The sequence below is a fragment of the Photorhabdus asymbiotica genome (genome assembly GCF_003634575.1).
GTDB lineage: Bacteria > Pseudomonadota > Gammaproteobacteria > Enterobacterales > Enterobacteriaceae > Photorhabdus > Photorhabdus asymbiotica.
Genome location: NZ_RBLJ01000002.1, coordinates 848,353 through 871,118 on the forward strand (window position 1 = coordinate 848,353; position 22,766 = coordinate 871,118).

Annotated in this window: 20 protein-coding genes and 3 tRNA genes; 11 read left to right on the forward strand and 12 right to left on the reverse strand. The window is 43.5% G+C overall.

Annotated features, from left to right (window positions below):
* Window positions 1-28 precede the first annotated feature (28 nt).
* The 6 genes from hflX to tsaE all read right to left on the reverse strand — a co-directional run bounded on the left by hflX (window position 29) and on the right by tsaE (window position 6,432).
* Window positions 29-1,309 (reverse strand): ribosome rescue GTPase HflX, encoded by a 1,281-nt coding sequence (gene hflX / locus BDD30_RS10670; protein ID WP_015836154.1) that lies wholly within the window; start codon window positions 1,307-1,309, stop codon window positions 29-31.
* Between the two features lie 94 nt (window positions 1,310-1,403).
* A complete protein-coding gene (hfq, locus tag BDD30_RS10675) occupies window positions 1,404-1,712 on the reverse strand; it encodes an RNA chaperone Hfq (protein WP_015836155.1) in 309 nt (102 codons plus the stop codon).
* Between the two features lie 110 nt (window positions 1,713-1,822).
* On the reverse strand, window positions 1,823-2,764 hold the full coding sequence (gene miaA / locus BDD30_RS10680) for a tRNA (adenosine(37)-N6)-dimethylallyltransferase MiaA (RefSeq protein WP_015836156.1): 942 nt from the start codon (window positions 2,762-2,764) through the stop codon (window positions 1,823-1,825).
* Window positions 2,757-4,658, reverse strand: a complete 1,902-nt coding sequence (mutL, locus tag BDD30_RS10685) for a DNA mismatch repair endonuclease MutL (RefSeq protein WP_015836157.1) — start codon at window positions 4,656-4,658, stop codon at window positions 2,757-2,759. Before mutL ends, miaA begins: the two co-directional genes overlap by 8 nt.
* Before the next feature lie 11 nt (window positions 4,659-4,669).
* Window positions 4,670-5,953: an N-acetylmuramoyl-L-alanine amidase AmiB gene (gene amiB, locus BDD30_RS10690; protein ID WP_041382536.1), complete on the reverse strand. Its 1,284-nt coding sequence runs from the start codon at window positions 5,951-5,953 to the stop codon at window positions 4,670-4,672.
* 14 nt (window positions 5,954-5,967) lie between these two features.
* Window positions 5,968-6,432, reverse strand: a complete 465-nt coding sequence (gene tsaE / locus BDD30_RS10695; protein WP_015836159.1) for a tRNA (adenosine(37)-N6)-threonylcarbamoyltransferase complex ATPase subunit type 1 TsaE — start codon at window positions 6,430-6,432, stop codon at window positions 5,968-5,970.
* Window positions 6,433-6,612: 180 nt separating this feature from the next.
* Between tsaE and queG the strand changes: the two genes are divergently transcribed.
* Window positions 6,613-7,770: a tRNA epoxyqueuosine(34) reductase QueG gene (gene queG / locus BDD30_RS10700; RefSeq protein ID WP_015836160.1), complete on the forward strand. Its 1,158-nt coding sequence runs from the start codon at window positions 6,613-6,615 to the stop codon at window positions 7,768-7,770.
* 568 nt (window positions 7,771-8,338) lie between these two features.
* Here queG and BDD30_RS23150 read toward each other — a convergent pair.
* Window positions 8,339-8,794 carry a hypothetical protein gene (locus BDD30_RS23150; RefSeq protein WP_015836161.1) on the reverse strand — a complete coding sequence of 152 codons (456 nt, stop codon included), beginning with the start codon at window positions 8,792-8,794 and terminating at the stop codon, window positions 8,339-8,341.
* Between the two features lie 472 nt (window positions 8,795-9,266).
* On the opposite strand from BDD30_RS23150, the gene BDD30_RS23905 reads away from it, so the two are divergent.
* Window positions 9,267-9,551, forward strand: coding sequence for a hypothetical protein (locus tag BDD30_RS23905; protein ID WP_197535142.1), 285 nt, complete (start codon window positions 9,267-9,269; stop codon window positions 9,549-9,551).
* A gap of 81 nt (window positions 9,552-9,632) precedes the next feature.
* On the opposite strand, the gene BDD30_RS10720 is transcribed toward BDD30_RS23905, so the two are convergent.
* From BDD30_RS10720 to orn, 4 genes are all read right to left on the reverse strand, one after another.
* Window positions 9,633-9,708: transfer RNA gene (locus BDD30_RS10720), tRNA-Gly, on the reverse strand.
* Between the two features lie 50 nt (window positions 9,709-9,758).
* Window positions 9,759-9,834 (reverse strand) — tRNA-Gly (locus BDD30_RS10725).
* Between the two features lie 51 nt (window positions 9,835-9,885).
* Window positions 9,886-9,961: transfer RNA gene (locus tag BDD30_RS10730), tRNA-Gly, on the reverse strand.
* Window positions 9,962-10,174: 213 nt separating this feature from the next.
* Window positions 10,175-10,720 (reverse strand): oligoribonuclease, encoded by a 546-nt coding sequence (gene orn, locus BDD30_RS10735; protein WP_015836163.1) that lies wholly within the window; start codon window positions 10,718-10,720, stop codon window positions 10,175-10,177.
* 95 nt (window positions 10,721-10,815) lie between these two features.
* Here orn and rsgA point away from each other — a divergent pair, with 95 nt between their 5' ends.
* The 3 genes from rsgA (at window position 10,816) to mscM (ending at window position 16,203) form a co-directional block, all read left to right on the forward strand.
* Window positions 10,816-11,871, forward strand: coding sequence for a small ribosomal subunit biogenesis GTPase RsgA (gene rsgA / locus BDD30_RS10740; RefSeq protein ID WP_015836164.1), 1,056 nt, complete (start codon window positions 10,816-10,818; stop codon window positions 11,869-11,871).
* Between the two features lie 76 nt (window positions 11,872-11,947).
* A complete protein-coding gene (asd, locus tag BDD30_RS10745; protein ID WP_015836165.1) occupies window positions 11,948-12,820 on the forward strand; it encodes an archaetidylserine decarboxylase in 873 nt (290 codons plus the stop codon).
* 47 nt (window positions 12,821-12,867) lie between these two features.
* Window positions 12,868-16,203, forward strand: a complete 3,336-nt coding sequence (mscM, locus tag BDD30_RS10750; RefSeq protein WP_015836166.1) for a miniconductance mechanosensitive channel MscM — start codon at window positions 12,868-12,870, stop codon at window positions 16,201-16,203.
* A gap of 79 nt (window positions 16,204-16,282) precedes the next feature.
* Here mscM and BDD30_RS10755 read toward each other — a convergent pair whose 3' ends face one another.
* Window positions 16,283-16,546, reverse strand: coding sequence for a PAAR domain-containing protein (locus BDD30_RS10755; protein WP_015836167.1), 264 nt, complete (start codon window positions 16,544-16,546; stop codon window positions 16,283-16,285).
* Window positions 16,547-16,935: 389 nt separating this feature from the next.
* On the opposite strand from BDD30_RS10755, the gene BDD30_RS10760 reads away from it, so the two are divergent.
* Genes BDD30_RS10760 through BDD30_RS10785 form a run of 6 tightly spaced genes read left to right on the forward strand, consistent with a single transcriptional unit; the run spans window position 16,936 to window position 22,764 of the window.
* A complete protein-coding gene (locus BDD30_RS10760; protein WP_231849250.1) occupies window positions 16,936-18,549 on the forward strand; it encodes a type VI secretion system baseplate subunit TssF in 1,614 nt (537 codons plus the stop codon).
* A 17-nt stretch (window positions 18,550-18,566) separates the two neighbouring features.
* Window positions 18,567-20,543, forward strand: coding sequence for a type VI secretion system Vgr family protein (locus BDD30_RS10765; RefSeq protein ID WP_015836169.1), 1,977 nt, complete (start codon window positions 18,567-18,569; stop codon window positions 20,541-20,543).
* Window positions 20,540-21,040, forward strand: a complete 501-nt coding sequence (locus tag BDD30_RS10770) for a DUF4123 domain-containing protein (protein WP_015836170.1) — start codon at window positions 20,540-20,542, stop codon at window positions 21,038-21,040. Before BDD30_RS10765 ends, BDD30_RS10770 begins: the two co-directional genes overlap by 4 nt.
* On the forward strand, window positions 21,034-21,372 hold the full coding sequence (locus BDD30_RS10775) for a hypothetical protein (RefSeq protein WP_015836171.1): 339 nt from the start codon (window positions 21,034-21,036) through the stop codon (window positions 21,370-21,372). The genes BDD30_RS10770 and BDD30_RS10775 overlap by 7 nt, the downstream gene beginning before the upstream one ends.
* A gap of 1 nt (window position 21,373) precedes the next feature.
* Window positions 21,374-22,000 carry a restriction endonuclease fold toxin 5 domain-containing protein gene (locus BDD30_RS10780; RefSeq protein ID WP_015836172.1) on the forward strand — a complete coding sequence of 209 codons (627 nt, stop codon included), beginning with the start codon at window positions 21,374-21,376 and terminating at the stop codon, window positions 21,998-22,000.
* Window positions 22,001-22,035: 35 nt separating this feature from the next.
* Window positions 22,036-22,764: an immunity 52 family protein gene (locus BDD30_RS10785; RefSeq protein ID WP_015836173.1), complete on the forward strand. Its 729-nt coding sequence runs from the start codon at window positions 22,036-22,038 to the stop codon at window positions 22,762-22,764.
* Window positions 22,765-22,766 lie beyond the last annotated feature (2 nt).

Genomic DNA, 22,766 nt, shown 5'->3' on the forward strand with positions numbered 1-22,766 from the left:
GTTTTCTGATATTCATCCGCCAGACAAATCAGACGATGTAATCAAGCAAACCCTGTTCTTGTTTGCACAGACGGCACCAGTCAACAATCGGCATTCTCACTTCGATACCAACTTTGCCGTCCTCTTCTATCCACTCTTTCTCTATTGCCTGAAGTTGATAGAAGCGACTGCGTAAACGACCCGCCTCTGGCGGCAAGCGCAACTCGTAGTGTGCGATTTCACCCGAAAGACGCTCCGTCAACGCTTTTAACAACAACGGGATACCTTCACCGGTTCGCGCAGACAACCAAACTCTGACCGGTAAGTTATCTTCGTTGCGATCAATACGCGGTGTAAAATCCCCCAACATATCAATCTTATTCATCACCAGCAGTACCGGAATTTCATGAGCGTCTATCTCTTCCAGTACACTGTCAACTGCTGCAATATTTTCGTCTATACGATTATCTACAGCATCAACGACATGCAACAATAATGTTGCCTGCCGGGTTTCCTGCAATGTGGCTTTAAATGCCGCCACCAGATCATGAGGCAAATGGCGGATAAAACCAACAGTATCAGCCAACACCGCGGTGCCAACATCATCAACTTCAATCCGCCGCAATGTTGGGTCCAGTGTAGCAAATAGTTGATCAGCCGCATAAACCTCAGCGGAAGTCATGCAATTAAACAAGCTCGATTTACCCGCATTGGTATATCCTACCAATGAAACCGTCGGTATATCCGCTTTATTCCGCGCCTGACGCCCCTGTTCACGCTGTTTCTCAACCCGACTGAGACGACTCAAAATCTGGCGAATTTTATCCCGCAATAAACGCCTATCTGTCTCAAGCTGAGTTTCCCCCGGCCCTCTTAGACCAATCCCACCTTTTTGGCGTTCAAGGTGAGTCCATCCCCGGATAAGACGGGTAGAAAGATGGCGTAACTGCGCCAATTCTACCTGTAACTTCCCTTCGTGAGTTCGTGCCCGTTGGGCAAAAATATCCAGAATCACGCCGGTACGGTCGATCACCCGACATTGACAAAGCCGTTCAAGATTGCGTTCCTGTGCAGGGCTAAGTGCATGATTAAATAACACAACATCAGCACTACTGGCCTTTACAGCCTCAGCAATCTCCTCAGCCTTACCTTCTCCGACAAAATATTTCGGGTGAGGAGCTTTTCTACTCCCCGTGACAATTTGCACAGGAACCACGCCAGCAGAAGTTACCAGTGATTCAAATTCACTGAGATTATCTGTGTCTTTATCCTGCGAGAAGAAAACATGCACCACAACGGCTTGTTCACCGCCTTCATAACGCTCAAACAAAGGTGCGACCTCTCAGGCTGAGTCAAAAATTACAGGAAAAAACATAGGTAAAACCTCCCTACCTATGTTTTTCTTCATTCAGTCATTCTCAAGCTTATTCAGCGCCATCACTTTCCTGTTGTGCTGCTGGAGCAGAGGCTCCCCCGGGGTGATAATTACCTACACTGGCCCCTACACCAGCATTGCTACTATGATGAGAAACCGGGCGAGAAGGCACAACAGTAGAGATGGCGTGTTTATAAACCATCTGGCTAACTGTATTCTTCAGTAAAATGACAAACTGGTCAAAAGATTCAATCTGACCCTGCAATTTGATGCCGTTGACCAAATAAATAGAAACCGGGACCCTTTCACGCCGTAATGCGTTCAGGAACGGATCTTGCAAAGATTGCCCCTTAGCCATTCTATATTTTCCTTATTTTGTTGTTTTTAACTAAGAACCTGGAGGTTCGAAAAAATGAACTACTCAAAAATTGCGCTTTGGTACTCATCAATTGTACACAATCAACAAACCTATGCACTAACAACCTGCATCACAGTGTTTAAAGCCTGCTCCGGTTGGGAACTATCCAACCAATGAACCTGCTTCCAACCTCTAAGCCAAGTCATCTGACGCTTTGCCAACTGGCGCGTCGCACAAATACCACGATAAACCATTTCATCGTAGTCAATCTCGCCGGAAAGGTAGGACCACATCTGGCGATAACCAACACAACGAATAGAAGGTAAGTCCACATGCAAATCATTACGAGCATAAAGTGCTTTAGCTTCTTCTTCAAACCCTGATTCAAGCATTTGATGAAAACGCGCTTCAATACGCTGATGAAGGATCTCACGCTTCGCTGGAGCAATAGCAAATTGGTAGACACGATAAGGAAGATCTTCGCCTGACAATTTAGTCAGTTCAGTAAGAGTTTTACCTGAAATAAGAAAAACTTCCAATGCCCGGGAAAGTCTCTGCGGATCATTTGGATGAATCCTTAATGCAGCCACAGGATCAATTTTCTGTAATTGCTGATGCAATACATCCCATCCTTGTTCTGCCGCTTGTTGTTCTATCTTTGCCCGAATAATCGGATCAGCAGAAGGCAAAGGTGATAAACCTTCAAGTAATGCTTTGAAATAGAGCATAGTTCCACCAACCAGTAGGGGAATACGCCCAGAAGCTGTAATTTCTGCCATTTCTTTCAATGCGTCACGACGGAAATCAGCCGCAGAGTAGGACTGAGAAGGGTCCAAAATATCGATCAAACGATGAGGTGCCAATGCTTGCTCTTCCGCAGTCGGTTTAGCCGTGCCAATATTCATTCCACGATAAATCAGCGCAGAATCAACGCTTATCAGTTCCACAGGAAGATGCTGGCGTAAAGCGACAGATAAGGCTGTTTTGCCTGAAGCCGTCGGCCCCATAACAAAGATTGCCGTTGGCAGATATTGAGTTTTCTGATCACTCATGAGTAAGGGATGCCACCACTGCTTGTAAATCAATTAATTGTAATAACCCACCTGGCGGAGATTTTACCAGTTGTGGGCAAAGCCGCTCAACATCAGCCAACAACTGTACTGCCTGAGCAACATTCCACGTTTCATGCTCACTACCGATATGATCAACAAACCAGGTTACAACCTGTTCTACCGATGCTGACGGCTGCTGTGCCAAATAACCTAACAACTGAGAAATTAATTTAGGCAGATTTTGCTGACGCAATGGTAACGATACCGCACGTAGTGTTGCTTTTCCATGAAATACAGATGCTTCAATACCAAAAGAGCCTAATAAGTCACTATAACGATTTAAAGCATCAGCTTCTTCTTTACTGAGAGAAAGTTTTAGCGGTATCAAAAGTGGCTGTGATTTCAATCCTTGTTCCGTTGGCGTTAACTGTACTTGTTTTAACCAACGTTCAGCAACTGGCAAAGATAACAATCCAATGCCTAACGGAAATTCAATCAGAGCATAGCATGGCGGATATATGCTCAATACCTTACCAAAACTATGACTGTTATTTTTAACCTGAACAGGAATAGAAGTTATCTTTTCCGCCGTAACAGGAGCGGTTCTTGTCGGAAATAACTCTCTCTTCCCTTCAGGCTCCGGTACAGATTGCATCATTTTCTGATACAACTCCCCCTGACGTTTCTGATAATTACCACCATGATATTGATAGTTTTCACCACTACGAGAAGAAACGGAGCTGCTTCTGACTGACGAAACTTCCTTGGGTAATGAAGTTGCCACAGATGCGGCGCTATTTTGCCGGGAAAAATGATTTTCGCCTGCGGATGGGCGGTTTTCCGGTTCCCAAACTGGGGCAGGTTCACAGCATGCCATATCCAGCTCGGTGCTGCTTCCGCGTTGTTTTAATACGGCTGTCACACCCTGATAGATAAAATCATGTACCAAACGGGCTTGATGGAAACGAACTTCATGCTTTGCCGGATGCACATTAACATCCACCTGATGCGGATCAACCTCCAGATACAAAACATAAGACGGCTGCTGCTCTCCCTGTATCAAATCCTGATAAGCCTGACGGATAGCGTGATTGATCAAACGATCGCGCATCATACGCCCGTTAACATAGCAATACTGAATATCACCACTCGCAGTAGCATTCATTGGATCAGCAATCCATCCTTTGATAGATAAATCTCCATGCTGCCACGAAAGAGAAAGCGCTTGCTGCATAAAAGCAGTACCACAAATAGAGGCCAACCGCCGTTCATGCTGTGATTCATCTTTGGCTGGCCGGTACTGGCGAACCAGTTTACCGTTATGATGCAGATTAATTGATACATCCAAACGCGCCAGCGCAATACGTCTTATAACTTCGTCAATATGACCAAATTCCGTTTTTTCTGTTCGCAAAAATTTGCGCCGGGCCGGTGTGTTATAAAACAAATCCAGCACTTCGACAGTACTGCCCACCGGATGCGCCGCCGGTTTTACTGTCACTTCCATATCCCGCCCTTCAGCGTATGCTTGCCAGGCTTCATTTTGCTCTTCTGTACGAGAAGTCAATGTCAAACGCGAAACCGAGCTGATACTGGCTAACGCTTCTCCTCGAAATCCCATACTAATAATGGCTTCCAGATCATCCAGTGTTGCAATCTTACTAGTCGCATGACGAGCCAGCGCCAGAGCAATATCCTGGTGGTTGATTCCACAGCCATTATCACGGACACGGATAAGCTTTACCCCACCACGCTCAATTTCAATATCAATGCGGCTAGCTCCAGCATCAAGGCTATTCTCCACCAACTCTTTTACTACTGACGCGGGACGTTCTACTACTTCGCCAGCAGCAATTTGGTTTGCTAATTGAGGAGGTAAGATCTTGATCGCCATATTTTTAACCCTTACTTCCCGGCTGTTCCTGGTGCAGCCTGTAATGGATTTGCCAGAAAATAGTTACGCAATCCTTTGTGGATAGCACTTGCCAGCTTATCCTGAAAATCACTAGATCCAAGTAATGTTTCTTCAGCTGAGTTACTGATAAATCCTGTTTCTACCAAAATTGAAGGGATATCCGGTGAACGTAATACACCCAAGCTGGCATGCTCTGGAGAACGTTTATGTAATGAACCAACTTTACGTAATTCACTCAAAATTTGTACAGCAACATTATAACCTACCCGTTGAGAGTGGCCGAATTGTAAATCCAGCACTGCCTGACTCAGATAAGGATTTGTACCATTAGCCAATACATCACCAGCCCCTCCCAGTAACTCAGACTGTTTCTCATGTTGTTCAAGCCAATTCCCCAATTCACTGTTTGCACGCTTGTTTGACAACACCCAAACAGAGGCACCACGCGCACTGCGATTAGGTGCAGCATCCGCATGAATAGAAACCAGCATATTTGCGCTATGCTTACGCGCAACCTCGGAACGACCAGCGACAGAAATAAAATAGTCGCCATCACGAGTCAAAACAGGTTTGAACATAGGATCATTACGTAACAACGCCTCAAGTTTACGCGCTACGCTGATAGTGACCTCTTTCTCTTTCAGTCCACGTTGTCCGATTGCCCCAGGATCTTGTCCACCATGTCCTGCATCAATAGCAACAACGACCTGCTGACCACCTTTAGGTACTCTTTGAGGAACAGCTTTCTTTGTCGCAGGTAATTTATTGTTAGTGGGTAACGGCTTACTTGCAGCCACCTGTGAACTCTCTCTGAAAACAGGATTGCTGACAGATATGTCGGAAGCCCGCAAGGTAAAGATAACCCGATATTCACTCCCAGATTGCTGCACTATAGAGTTGACTTTAACTTTATGATTTAGTTCAAGCACGATACGTTTTTTTTGTGGCACAGGTGGTTGACTGGATCGGATTTTCCTCACTAAATCCTGCCCCGGCAAGCTCATTGGCAAACCAATAATATTTCCAGACTGGTGAATATCTACGACTAAACGTTCCGGTGAATGTAGTGGGAAAAAACTGTAATCAGGGCGACCATCTGAAAAAACCATGGTCACTTTAGCTTCACTTATACTGTTGCTGACGTGAATATTGGATAAAGTTGCCGCTATTGCTGTTGTCACCATCAAGCTGTTCATTATGATAAACAACGAACAAATCATCATAAAACTAATTTGCCATTTCTTTATCATTTTTGCGACTAAAGCACGAATCATACTCGGGTGATCCCTCATAAATATTTCAAATTATCTAACAGGCTCTCACCATATTCAGACAAAGCGATAAAATGTGCCTGTCGCCCTTCAGACTGGTAACTCAAATGTAATTTAATATCTGCATCCGGTAATACACCTTCTCCTTGCTGAGGCCACTCCACCAGACAAATAGCATCCTGATGAAAATAATCGCGTATTCCCATAAATTCCAATTCTTCCGGATCAGCTAACCGGTAAAGATCGAAATGGTAAACCGGCCTCGGTATTAAAGCATAAGGTTCAACCAAAGTATAAGTTGGACTTTTTACATGCCCTTTATGACCCAAAGATTGCAAAAAACCGCGACTAAATGTAGTTTTACCGGCACCTAAATCACCATATAAATAAATTACACTGCCACGATTACAGGCAACCGCAACTGCACTCCCAAGAGAAACCGTCGCATCTTCATCTTGAAGTGACAAAACAAGTTCTTTCATCGAATAATATCTGCTGTTTTATTAATTCATCAGCTAAAACGATAACCCTAACACAGCCCTATTATCAACATTTAACGCCTTCTATTCAGGTTTCATTGTTTCATTACCAAACCCATTATTTTTAGCCCGAAACAAATTATGCTACACTAAGGTTCCTTACAGCATAAACTAATTTCCACCATGGCAACTCCTCTCGACCTCAATCTCCTGACCGCAAATATCAAACAATGGGGTCTCTCCCTTGGTTTCCAGCAAGTTGGTATTTGCGATACTGATTTATCAGTGGAAGAGCCAAAATTTCAGGAATGGCTGGATAAACAGTATCACGGCGAGATGGCATGGATGGAACGCCACGGTATGATGCGTACACGCCCTAATGAACTACTGCCAGGGACATTGAGAGTTATTAGTGTAAGAATGAATTATCTTCCTGCCAAAGCCTCTTTTGCCAGCACGCTAAATGATTCTGAACTCGGCTATGTAAGCCGCTATGCCTTGGGAAGAGATTATCACAAACTACTACGCCAACGCCTGAAGAAACTGGGTGAACAAATTCAAGACTATTGCTATGACTTTGAATATCAGGGAACCCTAAATTTCCGACCTTTTGTTGATTCAGCTCCGATAATGGAGCGCCCGCTAGCTGCTAAATCCGGTTTAGGCTGGGTTGGCAAGCACTCACTTATTCTTAATAAAGAAGCTGGCTCATGGTTTTTCCTTGGTGAGCTGTTGATTAATCTTCCCTTGCCAATAGACACTCCACAGGAAGAACATTGTGGCCGCTGTGTGGCTTGCATGACAACCTGCCCAACAGGTGCTATTGTCGCCCCTTATGTCATTGATGCCCGCCGTTGTATTTCCTATCTCACGATTGAACTGGAAGGTGTTATTCCTGAAGAATTTCGCCCATTAATGGGAAACCGCATTTATGGTTGTGATGACTGTCAGATTATTTGTCCATGGAACCGCTTTTCTCAACTGACAGATGAAGGTGATTTCAGTCCACGAGCAACATTACATACACCGAAATTATTAGATTTATTCAATTGGAGTGAAGAAAAATTCCTGCGAATAACAGAAGGTTCTGCAATCCGCCGCATTGGTCATTTACGCTGGTTACGCAACATTATTGTTGCTCTGGGAAACGCGCCATATCAAGACGATATCGTTCTTTCTCTACAACAGAAACTAGGATTAAACACCATGATTGATGAACATATTCATTGGGCTATTGAACAACAGATGACTCGCCGAGACGCTAATATTGTCAATCTACAAACTTCACAACAAAAACGGCTTATCCGAGCGGTAATCAAAGGCCTACCCAGAGATGCTTAATTATTAGCCATTTATATAACGCATAAAAGAATCAGATAATTCCCCTGTGAATAAAATAAAAAACCCTTGCTGATCAATGCTCAAAAAAAGCGCAAGTGATCAATATGACATTTATTAACAAAGAAGCATTCCGAAAAGCTATCAATAGGTTACAGAAGAAACATCTATTTTGTAAAACTTAGAATAAGAAAAATTTAAAGGAAGCAGCCTGTGGATAAGTCTGTGTGGTAATTTTAAGGTGTCGTACTTATTTACCGAGCGATTACTTTCCATTCTGTGGATAAAAAGCAAGAGCCTTGACCGAAGAAGGCAACCCCAAAAATCGAATTAAAATAAGTAAGTACTACCACTGAATAAGCAACCTGAAACGAGAAGCAAGCCTGTTAAATCTACATAACTCATTGATTAATAAGATATTTTTATCATTTACGGGCGATGAAAGGAGTGCATTATGTACTACCTTGGAAAATTTGGCAAGCGGAAGTTGAAAAATATTTTGGAATTCTTGATATCAGCCCTATTCGCAAAAGGGCTGACATTTGTTGTGCAAACTATCTCAGATATACAGTTAGTAACTGTAAGTGAACGATACCAGCTCCTGCCCGGCTGGGCTGTGATAATACGAAGGTGTGCCGTTTGTCACCACATGACGGATAACCACTCTAACGCCATTGTCAAACCGATAGTTGTTAAATACATCAGTACTTCCTGCCGAATTGAGCGCAACGGGAATACAAAGAACCTCCGTCGAAGAATAAGGTTGGGAGTAACAGAGTTCCGCTCGCTCTCCAGTTGTGGTGGGATAGGACGAAGTCCTCCAGTTAACTGATGACAACTTTTTGGTTGCGTTCAATGTCCCAGAAGGGAAATCAGTCGATAACAATGAAAACTGACTAAGAGAAGAGCCGGTACCCGTTGAGAACACCATTAGAATAGGTGGATTAACAGTCTTAACAATAGTGTGTGACGCAGCTAGTACAGGAGATACTGCCCCCAATAATGCCAGAAAAAGTAGTTTTTTCATTTCTTACCCCTATTGCTCTTTATTGAAATTAAGTTAGTTACTTTCGAACAAACAACCTTCAACCGAACAACACCTACCTGAAAAAACACAAAACTTCGGCGCACCTAATTTTCACCAAGAATACGTCATGCACAACCCTCCAGCGCAATTAGCACATACGCCTTCAACTAATTATCAGCGAACCGACCGATTACGGCAAAACCTTAACCATGGCAACAAGATGACGCCGATCAAACTATCCATAAAAACCTTTTTCCGTTCTCACAAGGTAGAGTCACAAATCCCACATCTACTCGCCTATCCATAAGCCATTGCACGACTTGCCTTCAGGTCCCTCATCAACATGAACCTTAATACCTGTAAAGTCTGCGATAGTCAGCCAGTACCGCTGGCAACAGCCGCAGGGATGAAGTTAGATCAAATGATCCGATCCTCAACGTCCCCATTTCATCCCTCGTACATTGGAGGCTTCTTGTCGCATAGTCTGAGCCAAACCAAGAATAGCTTGGGCTTTCCGAAGCAAGCTGTCCCCTATATCTGTCAGTTCAATAATTCCTTGATACCGATGAAACCACTCTACACCAAGCTCCTGTTCAAGGATTCTAATGGCATAGGAAACTCCAAATATGGGCAGACTCAAGAAACTATGGCGTTGTTAAAAATTTTGGCTTTAGGGCAACAACAGGTTAAAACGGGTGAAGTCACACCAGTAAAAGATGCGGTTCAACGTTTAAAGAATAAAGGGAAATTCACCTAATGCCACACCATGTAGATGTAGTGCTGACTAAAAACCGAAGCGGAGAAGGATATTTTAGGCTATCGATATGATAGGAAGAATTGGAGCGGGAAACGAGACTCGAACTCGCGACCCCAACCTTGGCAAGGTTGTGCTCTACCAACTGAGCTATTCCCGCGTCACTGATTGGCTAATGATAGCCTGAAAAAACATACTGATTGCAAAATTTGGAGCGGGAAACGAGACTCGAACTCGCGACCCCAACCTTGGCAAGGTTGTGCTCTACCAACTGAGCTATTCCCGCGTCGCTGACTGGCTAATAATAAGCCCGTAACAACATACTGACTACAAAATTTGGAGCGGGAAACGAGACTCGAACTCGCGACCCCGACCTTGGCAAGGTCGTGCTCTACCAACTGAGCTATTCCCGCATATCTTTTTTAGTATGTCATCCATACCTTATGAAATTCTTCATTGGTACGGGGAGCGCATTATACGAGAAATCCTTACGCCCGCAAGCCCCCCAACGCAAAAAAATAAACTTTTCTATCGAGTGACGATTTAAACACCAATGTAGATTAATTAATCGCCATACTGAGCTTGCGTGATCATCTCAACAAAGAATAAAAATAAAACGTTCTTAATTACGATTGAATAAAATGTTCCCGATAATAAGTCAATTCAGCAACTGATTCGCGGATATCATCCAGTGCCTGATGAGTATTTTGCTTCTTAAACCCAGCCAAGATCTCTGGTTTCCAGCGACGGGCTAACTCTTTCAGAGTACTGACATCCAGATAGCGGTAATGGAAATAGGCTTCCAACTCAGGCATATAACGAAATAGAAAACGTCGATCTTGACCAACACTGTTGCCACAAATGGGAGAAACACCTACTGGGACCCACTTTTCCAGAAATTCAATCGTCGCCTTCTCTGCTCCATGAGCATCAATCTTGCTTGCTTTAACACGTTCAACCAACCCACTACCAGTATGGGTTCTCACGTTCCATTCATCCATCAGAGCAAGTTGTTCATCAGACTGATGAATCGCAATAACTGGCCCTTCAGCTAGGATATTCAAATTTGCATCAGTGACAATTGTCGCAATTTCAATAATGCGATCCCGCTCTGGATCTAAGCCCGTCATTTCCAAATCTATCCAGATAAGATTGTGTTCACTTTTTGACATATTATATCCTAGGTTGGAGAGATAATTCTGATTAATAGTGTATCATAACGCTTTTAAGACATAGCAGCGACACATGTGGAACAAGTGAGGTTTGGTTGGCTAAACATAAACTATCCAAAGGCCAGCAACGGCGAGTACAGGCAAATCATCAACGCAAGCTGAAAAAACAGGATAACAAACCTGAATTGGATGATAGCCAGTTAGGTGAACCTCAGGAAGGGCTGGTTATTAGCCGATTCGGCCAACATGCTGATGTCGAGGCAAAAGACGGTTCAATACAACGCTGCAATATTCGCAGAACTATCCGTTCATTAGTAACAGGTGATCGAGTAGTATGGCGGCCTTCACTGCAAACACAAACGGATGTTAAAGTGAATGGTATTGTTGAAGCGGTTCATGAGCGTGTTTCTGCACTTACGCGTCCCGACTACTATGATGGAATTAAGCCTATCGCGGCCAATATTGACCAAATAGTCATCGTTTCGGCAATTCTTCCTGAACTTTCACTCAATATTATCGATCGTTACCTTGTTGCCTGTGAAACATTGAACATCGAACCATTGATTGTACTGAATAAAATTGATCTACTCGATGAAGAAAGCCGTGAGTGGGTCAACGAAGTGATGTCTACGTACCATAACATTGGTTACAGAGTATTAAAGCTATCCAGCCATACTGGCGAAGGTATGGAAGAATTGGTGAAAATGCTCGCTGGCAGAGTCAGTATTTTTGCCGGTCAATCTGGTGTGGGTAAATCAAGCTTACTCAATACCCTCCTGCCGGAAGACGAAGAAGAAATTCTGGTCAATCAGGTTTCAGACGTTTCTGGTTTAGGTCAGCACACCACAACTGCCTCCCGCCTTTATCATTTTCCACATGGCGGTGATGTTATCGATTCTCCTGGTGTACGGGAATTTGGGCTATGGCATTTAACACCAGAACAGGTAACTCAAGGTTTCGTGGAATTTCATGATTATCTGGGAAACTGCAAATTCCGTGATTGTAAACATCGGGATGACCCAGAATGTGCGTTGCGAAAAGCGGTAGAAGCCAATGAAATCGCTGAGGAGCGTTTTGAGAATTACCATCGTATTCTCGACAGCATGGACCAAATTAAACCACGCAAGACATTTACAAATAACAATAGCTAACTGACATTAAATAAAAGGGCAGGTACAATAACGCCCTTTTGTCTAATTCGCCGATAATAAAATCCAAGAGGTTGACGTGCTGGATAACATTAAAATCAGGTTGCATTATTTACTCCCTAAACAGGGACTTACTAATCTGGCAGGCTGGTTTGCAAACAAAAAGGCTGGCTGGCTGACTCAACTGGCAATCAAGGCATTTGCCCGTGTTTATAAAGTGAATATGAATGAAGCGAAATCGCCAGAATTTTCTGCCTATACAACATTCAATGAATTCTTTATTCGTCCATTAAAAGATGATGTTCGCCCAATTGTCTGCGAAGAACATCAATTGGCACTGCCTGCTGATGGAATCATCAGTCAGTTAGGCCATATCCGAGCAGATCAAATTCTCCAGGCCAAAGGGCACCACTATACACTTGAAGCCTTGCTAGCCGGAAATCACCAGTTAGCAGAAATATTCCGTGATGGGCAGTTTGTAACTACTTACTTATCGCCGAAAGATTACCACCGTGTACATATGCCTTGTGATGGATTATTGAAAGAGATGATTTATGTGCCAGGTGATCTGTTCTCTGTCAATCCATTGACTGCCGCCAACGTGCCAAATTTATTTGCTCGTAATGAAAGAGTCATCTGCCTGTTTGATACTCAATTTGGCCCCATGATACAAATTCTGGTTGGTGCAACTATCGTCGGCAGCATTGAAATGACCTGGTGCGGTACAGTGACACCACCACGGGAAGGTATTATAAAACGCTGGACTTACCCGGAAGCCGGTACAACTGGCGCAATTGCTTTCAAGAAAGGTGAAGAAATGGGGCGTTTCAAATTGGGCTCTACCGTTATTAACCTGTTTGCACCAAATCAGGTACAACTAGCCGGGCATCTGAGCAGTGGCTCAGCAACCTGCATGGGTGAACTGTTAGCCCAAGCTATCACGCCAGAATAATCCACTGACAACATAAGCTAGTACCTTTCCAAGGAGAGCCCTCTATCGTGCGCCTGATTATCAGCTTATTGCTTAGCCTGCTCATTATTAATCCGACTTTTGCTGCTATTCAACTTAATGAAAACCAGCTCAAACAAGAGCTGAAACAAATTGAATCCAGCAAAAATCCGCAGGATGCAGAAGTTGCCCAGGCGCTGCAAGGCGCACTCAATTGGATTGCCGATACTAAAGCCGCTAATGACAGAACGCAAAAGTATCAGACTGCCATCGATGATTTCCCTAAAATAACGAAAGAACTTCGTCAAAAATTACTCTCTGAAAGTGATACTCCGCGCCCAATTCCTGCTAACCAACCCATTGCAAACATTGAGCAACAGATTATTCAGGTCAGCAGCCGGTTAATAGAACAAGGAGGACAATTACAGCAAGAGCAGGATAAAGGACGGGAAATCGGCGACTCTCTAGTACTATTACCACAGCAACAATCAGAAGCGCGACGCCTGCTAACTGAAGCATCCTCTCGCCTGCAATCATTAGGAACACCATCCTCCCCATTAGGAGAGGCTCAATTTGCCTTTACTCAAGCTGAAGTCAATGCCCACAAAGCGACAGTCAATGAACTCGAAATAGCTCAACTTTCTGCTAATAATCGGCAGGAAATTTCCCGTATGCGGGTTGAACTATTCAAAAAACGGTATCATCGACTTGATCTTGAGCTTCAACAACTCCGCAATCAACTCAACGCACAACGCCAGCAAAAAGCAGAATTAGCCCTAGAACATACAGAGATGCTGGCAGAACAAAGTGATCAGCTACCCAAATTTCTGCTTGATGAATTACAACTGAACCGAAATTTATCTCAGGAACTCAATCAGCAAGCACAACGAATGAACATCATAGGCGACAAACAACGCCAAGCAGCCAGTGATATTATTCAGGTTCGGCAAGCATTGAGTACCATTCGAGAACAAGCTCAATGGCTTGGCGACTCCACAACGCTTGGAGAAGCGCTCCGAACGCAGCTTGCCCGTTTGCCTGACATGTCTAAACCCCAACAACTCGATCGGAACATTGTGAAATTCAGGGTCGATCGACTGAAATACGAAGACATGCTGGAGCAATTACAAAAAGAAGCAAAACCAATACAAAAAAGTAATGTTACGTTAACCAACGAACAAGAGCGGATTTATGATTCTCTCATTCGTACCCGCAAGGAATTACTCAATTCATTATTATCTGGTTATGACAGTGAAATTCTTGAACTGACTAAACTGAAAGTGGCTACTAACCAGCTAAATGATGCACTGACAGAAGTCAAAGAAGCCACACACCGTTATCTATTCTGGGTTGCAGATGTTAACCCTGTTGCGCTCGATTACCCAATCAATGTCGTGCATGATTTAACCCGTTTATTATCGCTGGATACCTTCTCTCAGTTAAGCAGAGCTCTGATTGTCATGCTGACCACTCAGGATACACTACTGTATCTATTTGGAGCGCTATTGCTGGTGATATTCAGCATTAGTTCTCTCCGCCATTATCACGCATTCCTAGAACGTGCCAGTAACCGTATCGGCAAAGTAACCCATGATCACTTTTCCCTCACTTTACGTACCGTATTTTGGTCGGTTATTGTCGCGTTACCCTTGCCAATGCTCTGGTCTGCGGTTGGCTACGGGTTACAAAGCGCCTGGCAATATCCTATGGCAACCGCCATTGGTTATGGTGTCAGTGCTACAACTCCCGTCTTATGGATCTTTATATTGAGTGCTACTTTTGCACATCCAAACGGATTATTCATTGCTCATTTCCGTTGGCCAGAAGAGCGGGTCAAACGGGCATTACGATTCTACCAGCTATCTATCTTTGTTATTGTGCCATTGGTGATGGCATTGATAACTTTCGAACATTACAGTGATCGAGAATTCTCCTCCACACTTGGCAGGCTCTGCTTCCTGGTATTGTGCGTATCATTAAGCCTGATTACCAATAGCCTGAAACGGGCAAAAGTCCCACTTTATCTGGATAAAAACGGTTCTGGTGAAAACGTTATCAATACAGCGCTCTGGTGGATTTTGCTTTCCGCTCCAATAGTCGCGGCTCTGGCTTCTATCCTGGGATATTTCAGTACATCACAAGCATTGTTGGGGCGTTTGGAGACCTCTGTTGCTATCTGGTTCTTCCTGCTAGTTATTTACCATATTATCCGTCGCTGGATGTTAATTCAGCGACGCAAGATCGCCTTCGAGCGGGCAAAACAGCGGCGAGCAGAAATTCTGGCCCAACGTGCCAAAGGAGAAGATGATACAACGGGTTCAAGCAGCATCGAAGGTGCTATTGAAGTTGAGGAGCCCATTATTGATCTGGATGCAATCAGTGCTCAGTCATTGGGGTTGGTACGCTCAATTCTCACCATGTTTGCACTAGTTTCATTGATTTTACTCTGGTCAGAACTCCATTCAGCTTTCTCATTCCTGGAAAATATTCGCTTGTGGGACGTCACCACAACCGTAAACAACGTAGAAACTATTCAGCCCATCACCATGGGTTCCATATTAATCGCCATACTGGTGATTATTATTACCACCCAACTGGTACGTAACCTGCCCGCATTACTTGAACTGGCCTTATTGCAGCATTTAGAACTCACTCCAGGTACTGGCTTTGCCATTACCACACTGACCAAATACACCATTACCCTGATTGGTGGCTTAGTAGGCTTCTCATTGATCGGTATTGAATGGTCAAAACTGCAATGGCTTGTTGCGGCGCTTGGGGTTGGGCTTGGTTTTGGTTTACAAGAGATCTTCGCCAACATCATTTCCGGTCTGATGATCCTGTTTGAAAAACCTATCCGTATTGGTGATACCGTCACCATCCGTAACTTGACCGGGAGCATCACCAAGATCAACACCCGGGCAACAACACTTTCAGATTGGGACAGAAAAGAAATTATTGTTCCTAACAAAGCATTTATCACCGAGCAGTTTATTAACTGGTCATTGTCTGACACGATCACCCGTGTCGTACTGACAATCCCTGCTCCCGCAGAGAACGACAGCGAACAAGTCACCCAAATCCTGTTAACTGCGGCTAAGCGTTGCACGCTGATCCTTGATAACCCAGCGCCTGAAGTCTACCTGGTCGACCTCCAGCATGGCATTCAGATATTTGAACTCCGGATCTATGCTGCTGAAATGGGGCACAGAATGCCTGTCCGTCATGAAGTCCACCAGCTTATTCTGCAAGAGTTTCACAAACATGGCATTACTCTGCCATTTCCACCATTTCAGGCTAGCATTGATATAATTGGTCAAAATATACGCAGTACTACAACCAATATGTCAGGCCGAAATCCACCACGTCAACCGGGTAGTTTGTAAAAAAATGATGAAGAACTGAACATACGTACTTAAATCATCCCGTTCTATTTCAGGCAAAGTATTACCTTTTACTGCCATCCTATGCCTGAAATAGACTTTGCGAAGCAATCAATGTCGCCCCACAAGAGGTTTTCATTCCCTCCAGAGCATATGTTTGCCCATTAGAGCCGACTATTCCTGGCGTCCCCTCCACGATAGTTTGATTGCCGCCACATTTTGGACAGGATACAGCATCCCCAACCCGAGCCGCTTTCTTCCCTAACACATCACAGTTTTCATCACCTGTTAACACCTTGCCACCATGCGAAGTTGAATCCCCAACCACAATAACAGAACGTAACATATTTCCCTCTCTTAACTATTCATGGAATATTAATTTCCGCTGCCGACATCTGACGCTCACGGTGGCATAACTTAATTAAGGCAAATTTCCCCAAATAAAATTCATGAAAATAAACGATATAATCAAGTTACTTGAACACCTATAAAATTTACATCACCAAATGTTTTAAAACACAATTTTCATACATTCAAACAATCAACCTTGATATTCATCAGCTCAAAATATAAATTTACATTAATAGTTGAATATAAAAGAGACAAGCGTAAGTATGAAAAATTTTGAAGACTTCTATAGGGAATCGCTTTCACAAATAAAGCAGGATATGCGGCAACGCGGCGCAAGAACACCCACACCTTGCTTCATTTACCGCCGAATCAGGTGACCCTGATATTCTCCGATTACTGGAGGGTTTTGCGCTTCTGACCGCCGGAATTCAGCAAAAAATTAATGATGGTTTCCCTGAAGTTATCAATCCTCTTTTACGAGAGGTATGGCCGATACCGCTACATCCGATCCCTTCAACCAGTGTTATCCAGTTAGATATTCAACCGGGCAGCATGACTGAAGCCACACATATTGCCAAAGGCAGTGAAATTTCCGCCATACAACATAACCAAGCCATTACGTTCAAAACTACCCAAGATATCAGCATTGAGCCAGTCACTCTAATCCATAAGACCCTGGCGCACGGCGAAGACAAAAGCCTGATATCACTGACCTTTCAATATCACGGACAAACCAGCAATTGGAAGACAGGAAAAGTCATGCTTTTTCTGGGAGCAGATCAAAAACTGGCGTCTTTACTGACGAAATACACAGATCAATCACTGAATAACACTTATCTGAAAACATCCCTCGAAGAAAAGAGGATGTGCCTGTCTATCGAGATCGCTCCACGTCTGAAAGAAAATCTTGTCCTGCCGAGGCCACATGACTATTTCTGGCCGTTGCAGGTGCTATACGAATACCTTTATCTACCCCATGTTAATGACTTTATGTCATTTGATTTATCGGAGGAGATCTCTGAACTTCCTTTGGGAGAGGATAAACAATTTACCATTATTTTAGAGTTTGACCGTCATATTCCCATAGAGGATATTACACCCGCATTTATTCCCCACTGCGTACCGGCTATCAACCTGGTTTCGGCCAAAACAAAACCGATAGCATTTGAAAACGGCAAATCGCGTTATGTCTTAGCGGCAGACGAAATCTTTGGTATTAACAACGTTAAACTCCAATCTGAACCAGAGGAAATCTCTGGCGGTTCTGATCACGACATTCCTCTTATCAATAGCGCGCAACTAGCAGCCTGCTATTTTGCCGAACCCGGTGACAAAATACTGCTTTATGACCATATACGAGAAGAATCTCCATTTGGTGGCAGTCAAATTAATCTCATGTTTTATGATCATCAGGCAAAACCTGTAACAGAACACCATTACCGCGATTTTTACTGCCAATATCAGAAAATTAATACACAAGCGCGTACACTGGGCATCGGGCAAATTTGCACACCCAGCGAGCAGATACTCAGCCACATTCAGGCCAGAAATATTGTACCGGCATCAAAAGATTTTCCTGCCGTCATAAACAGTCATCAGCATTGGCCGATACTATCTTTGTTATCGATTGGACCCTTTTTTCTCAGCCATATCGATACCGTAAGATCTCTGGTCAAACAACTTGATACCTTCACGCATCTGGACGCCCCGCGTAGTCGGCGTATTCAGCGCATGGCCGATGGCCTCAGCAAAATCTACACTGATCCATTTTATCATATGAGTAAAAGTATTCCTGTGAGAGCCCAAAAAATCACACTTCGTATGACACCAGAGAATTACCAACACGAAGGGGAAATGTATGCCTTTGCCAAGACATTACATACCGTTTTCTCTCTCTGCCTGGCAGAAACCAGCCTTCACAAATTAACTGTCATCAATGACACCACAGGCGAGTATTGGGAATTTTACAACATGCCCGGACATCAGAAGATCATGTAACGTAACGAGGAGAAATCATGAAAACCGGACTCTGCTTTTCCTGCACTATCGGCAACCTGGAACCCAAGACTTTTGCGGTAGTTGACTTTACGTTAGACGAAGCACTTTCATCGTTATTTACCCTGTCTCTGACACTGGCGGCACACCGTTCCGATATTGATACCGATACCCTGCTGCTCCAAACCGCACTGCTCACCGTCACTCGTGACGATATTCTGCAACGTGAAGTGAAAGGATTGGTTGCAAGTGCGGTTATTGGTGCCACAAACCGGCATCAAACACTGTATCACCTGACCGTCAGACCAGAAATGTGGCTTCTGACCCTCGATCAGGACAGCCGAATCTATCACCAGCTCAGCGTTCCCGACATTTTACAAAACATCCTGAAACAGAAGAAACTCAGGGCCAATATGCATTTGAATAACCCGCATACAATACGGGAATACGTCACCATGAAAAGGGAATCCTCCTATGATTTCTTTACCCGCCTTGCGGCTGAAGAGGGGATTTTCTTCTGGTTTGCGGATGACGGACTCTATGTGAGTGATAGCCACTTAAACATGAGAGCACCCGATACGCTGATGTACAACCCAGATGTCACCAGCGCAATAGCAGAAAATGTTATCTACACATGGTCTCTTGGCTCCCACATGCGCCCTGAATCTATCGACCAGAAAGACAGAAATTACCACAACCCTAATTATGCTTTACAGCATAACGCAACGGATTTTGCGGCAGAGAACAGTACACCCTTTCGTATTTTCGAAAGTTACGGACGGTTTCAGAAGGATAAAGAGGGCATTCCATTTACCCAATACCGGCTGGAAGCTTTACGGGCTGACAGCAAATCAGGACAAGCGGACAGTAATTGCATTCGACTCATGCCGGGCAGGATCTTCACACTAACTAACCACCCTATTGACGCCATGAATGACCGCTGGCAAGTCGTCTCTTCCCAACATCAAGGGCATGTTCCTGCTGTTTTAGGTGATGGCGGCACTGGTACAACGCTAAATTCACAGACCCAATTTATTCCAGGCCGCAACGATTGGCGTCCACCCTACCGCTATAAACCACTGGCTGATGGCGATGAAATCGCAACAGTTGTCGGGCCAGACACTGAAGAAATCTATGTCAATAAAGATGGTGCGGTTCGCGTTCACTTCCACTGGAACCGTTATGACGCGCCTGACGATCAGGCTTCCTGCTGGGTTCGGGTTGCACAAGGATGGAATGGCAACGGATTTGGCTTTCTGGCAACCCCACGAGTCGGTCAGGAAGTGATCATCTCCTATCTCAACGGCGATATTGACCGCCCGATTATTACCGGATGCACGTACAACGGCCTTAACCGTCCACCGCTGAATTTACCTGCGGAAAAGACCCGCACTATATTCAGAACCAAAACCCATAAAGGTAATGGTTTTAACGAATTGCGTTTTGAAGATGAGAAAGGAAGCGAAGAGGTGTTTATTCACGCTCAACGAGATATGAATACACGGGTTCTGAATGATGAAACCCGTAATATCGGGCACAACCGGACACATCATATCAAACATGATGCTCATTTACGCATTGACAATGAATACCGCGTACAGGCAGGCAATGACATTTCTCTGTCTACGGGCCAAAAGCTCCATATCAAAGCAGACGATGCGCTGTTAACCCAAAGCGGCAATGAAATTCACCTGAGTTCTGGCACTAAAGTCGTAATTGATGCCGGCAGTGAACTGACCCTACAGGCTGCCGGACACTTCCTCAAAATCGATGCAAGCGGTATTACCAGCAGCGCGAGCATTAACTTTGGCAGCGGCTCACCGGGTAATGGTTCAGGCTGGGGCGGTAAACTGCCGGATATGCTAGATGGGCTGAAACAAGCGAGTGTGGCGCAGGCAGAGAAACTCTTAACCACTCCATTGGAGGAAATCTGTCTGACCTGCCTGATGAAAGCGGAACTGAATGGTACGGCAATGGTTATCAGGGGGCAGTCATGACACCGGAATTACAGAAAAAATGGAGTGAATACAGAGAAATGCATCACGAAATGAAATGGTATGCCTTAGTCAATGGCCTACAGTATGAACGTCATTTTACTGAGGAGATTAAGTATATCGACGGTACGAATAATCCCCTGTTCCGGCAATACCCAGACGCCAAAATTGCGTTCGCGGGGCCATGGTTGTTTGATATGGCTTATGCGGAATCATGGGAAGAAAAGCTATTTACGCTGGAAAAGGTTGCTCCTTCGGTGTCCTGGCTACACACCACACTGTCTTTGGACAAACTGACTCGTCACCTTGAAAACTACCTGAATGTTGAGTTGGAAACAGGGGAAACAGCATTACTGCGTTTTTACGATCCCCGAATTCTGCATCAAATCCGGAATATTTTCAGTCCAGAGCAATTGTCGGCATTCACTGACGGTATTCATGAGTGGGTATATTCTTTTGATAATAATGATTATTTTGTTAAGGCAACACAATTATGTTGACACTCAGTAAGGAACAAGTCGCTAAATTTATTAATGCGGAAGATGAGGCTTATGTGACCCAGATCCGACAACGTATTCTAGTTGAGCATAGTGAATTAGTCGAAAATGAACACAACCTGCACAAACGGTTAAAGAAGGCTTATCTGGATTTAATTGCGATGGGGTTTAAAAATGAAGCATTGATCCGCTCTTATTTATACTTCGTTGCGTTTAATCATGATTTTCACGGCTCGTCAGAAATCCAGAACATGTTGAACACGGGCGATAGCCCAGAACAACAATACCGTGATTATTTACGTGTTATGGATAATTTATTAAAAAGGAAAAATTGATATGCCATTACCACTTCTTGCGCCAGCGACTCCTGCTCTTTTAGCGGCTGCTGAATGGACACTGGCTGCCTGTACTGCAGGATTAGCCGCCGTTGGTGTGATGGAAAGCACCAAAGACAGAGAAGGTGAACAAGACAAAGCAAAAGCGGACACACAAACAATGACTTCGTCCCGTACCGAATGTGAAAAATGTCCGGCTATTGGGAACGTTACTATGGTTTGGGAAAAGACCACATCGTATTCAGACATAACCATTGCCTACCAAACAAAAATCGCCGGGACGATATATAACCCTGAATTAAACATTATTGAAACCTGGTTATGCATGGGTACAAATTTTGATGGCTGGAAACCTGCACAATGCTTATTTCTTGAAGCTAAGGCTCTGTATGATCAGTTTTTTGAAGATGGGTTACCCAAATGGTTTTATGCGGAATTTAAGAAAAAACCGACAGATAAGACCGGGCTTGAAAGCATGATGTGGCAAGCAGAAAGGCAAAATAATGTATGTGCTTCATTAGAAAATATTCCTAAATCACATTGGCATTTTATGCAACCAGTATCTTTCGGATATTTTATCAAGGCTTTTGCTAAATTTATTAACATTAAAACATTTAATACACTTTAAATATGGATATTTATTTTTAAATTAGGATTAAAAAGATGAACATAATACACGCTAGAATAGAAATGTTTTATGATTTAAGAGAAAAGATAACATCAGAATTAGCATTGCATGACACATACTGCATTATGCAACAAATAAATAAGGTATCTAATAGTTCAAGTAGATGGCATCTGCCAGGATATGATCTAGACGAAATAAAAGAAAATAATGTTTTTGATGAAAACGGCATTACTGAATATGCCATAAATCAATTCAAAGAAAGTTATGATGAATATTTTAAATCCATCATAAAAACATTATTTGATGTTCCAGGTGATGTAAAGTTAAAAAATAGAATTATGTATTCAAGTCGTGACTATGGTAATAGGCTAGGAAAAACGGATGTAAGCATTGATCTTAGTTTTGAAAGAGAAAATTTTAATCATTCTAAGTATATTGATTTCGTAGATTCTTTAGTTAGCAACCATTACTCTCCAATAATCATGGTGGATGTCAGAGGATATTCTCTAAAACAAAAACAAGTTTTTCCAGATAGAGTTTATGCCGGTTGGATGCTCTATTTACCAATTGAAATAGACCCAGCTTTAGTCCCAATGGCAGAAGAAATAATACCTGTTTCTGATAAAAATGACAAAAAAGGTTCATTGATTATTACGACAAAAGATATTTTTGACATCGAAAATCAGGAACATATCAATAAAGCCAATGATATTGAAATCTGCTTGCGGGATCTACAAATATTACCATTGATGACAGAGTTATAAAT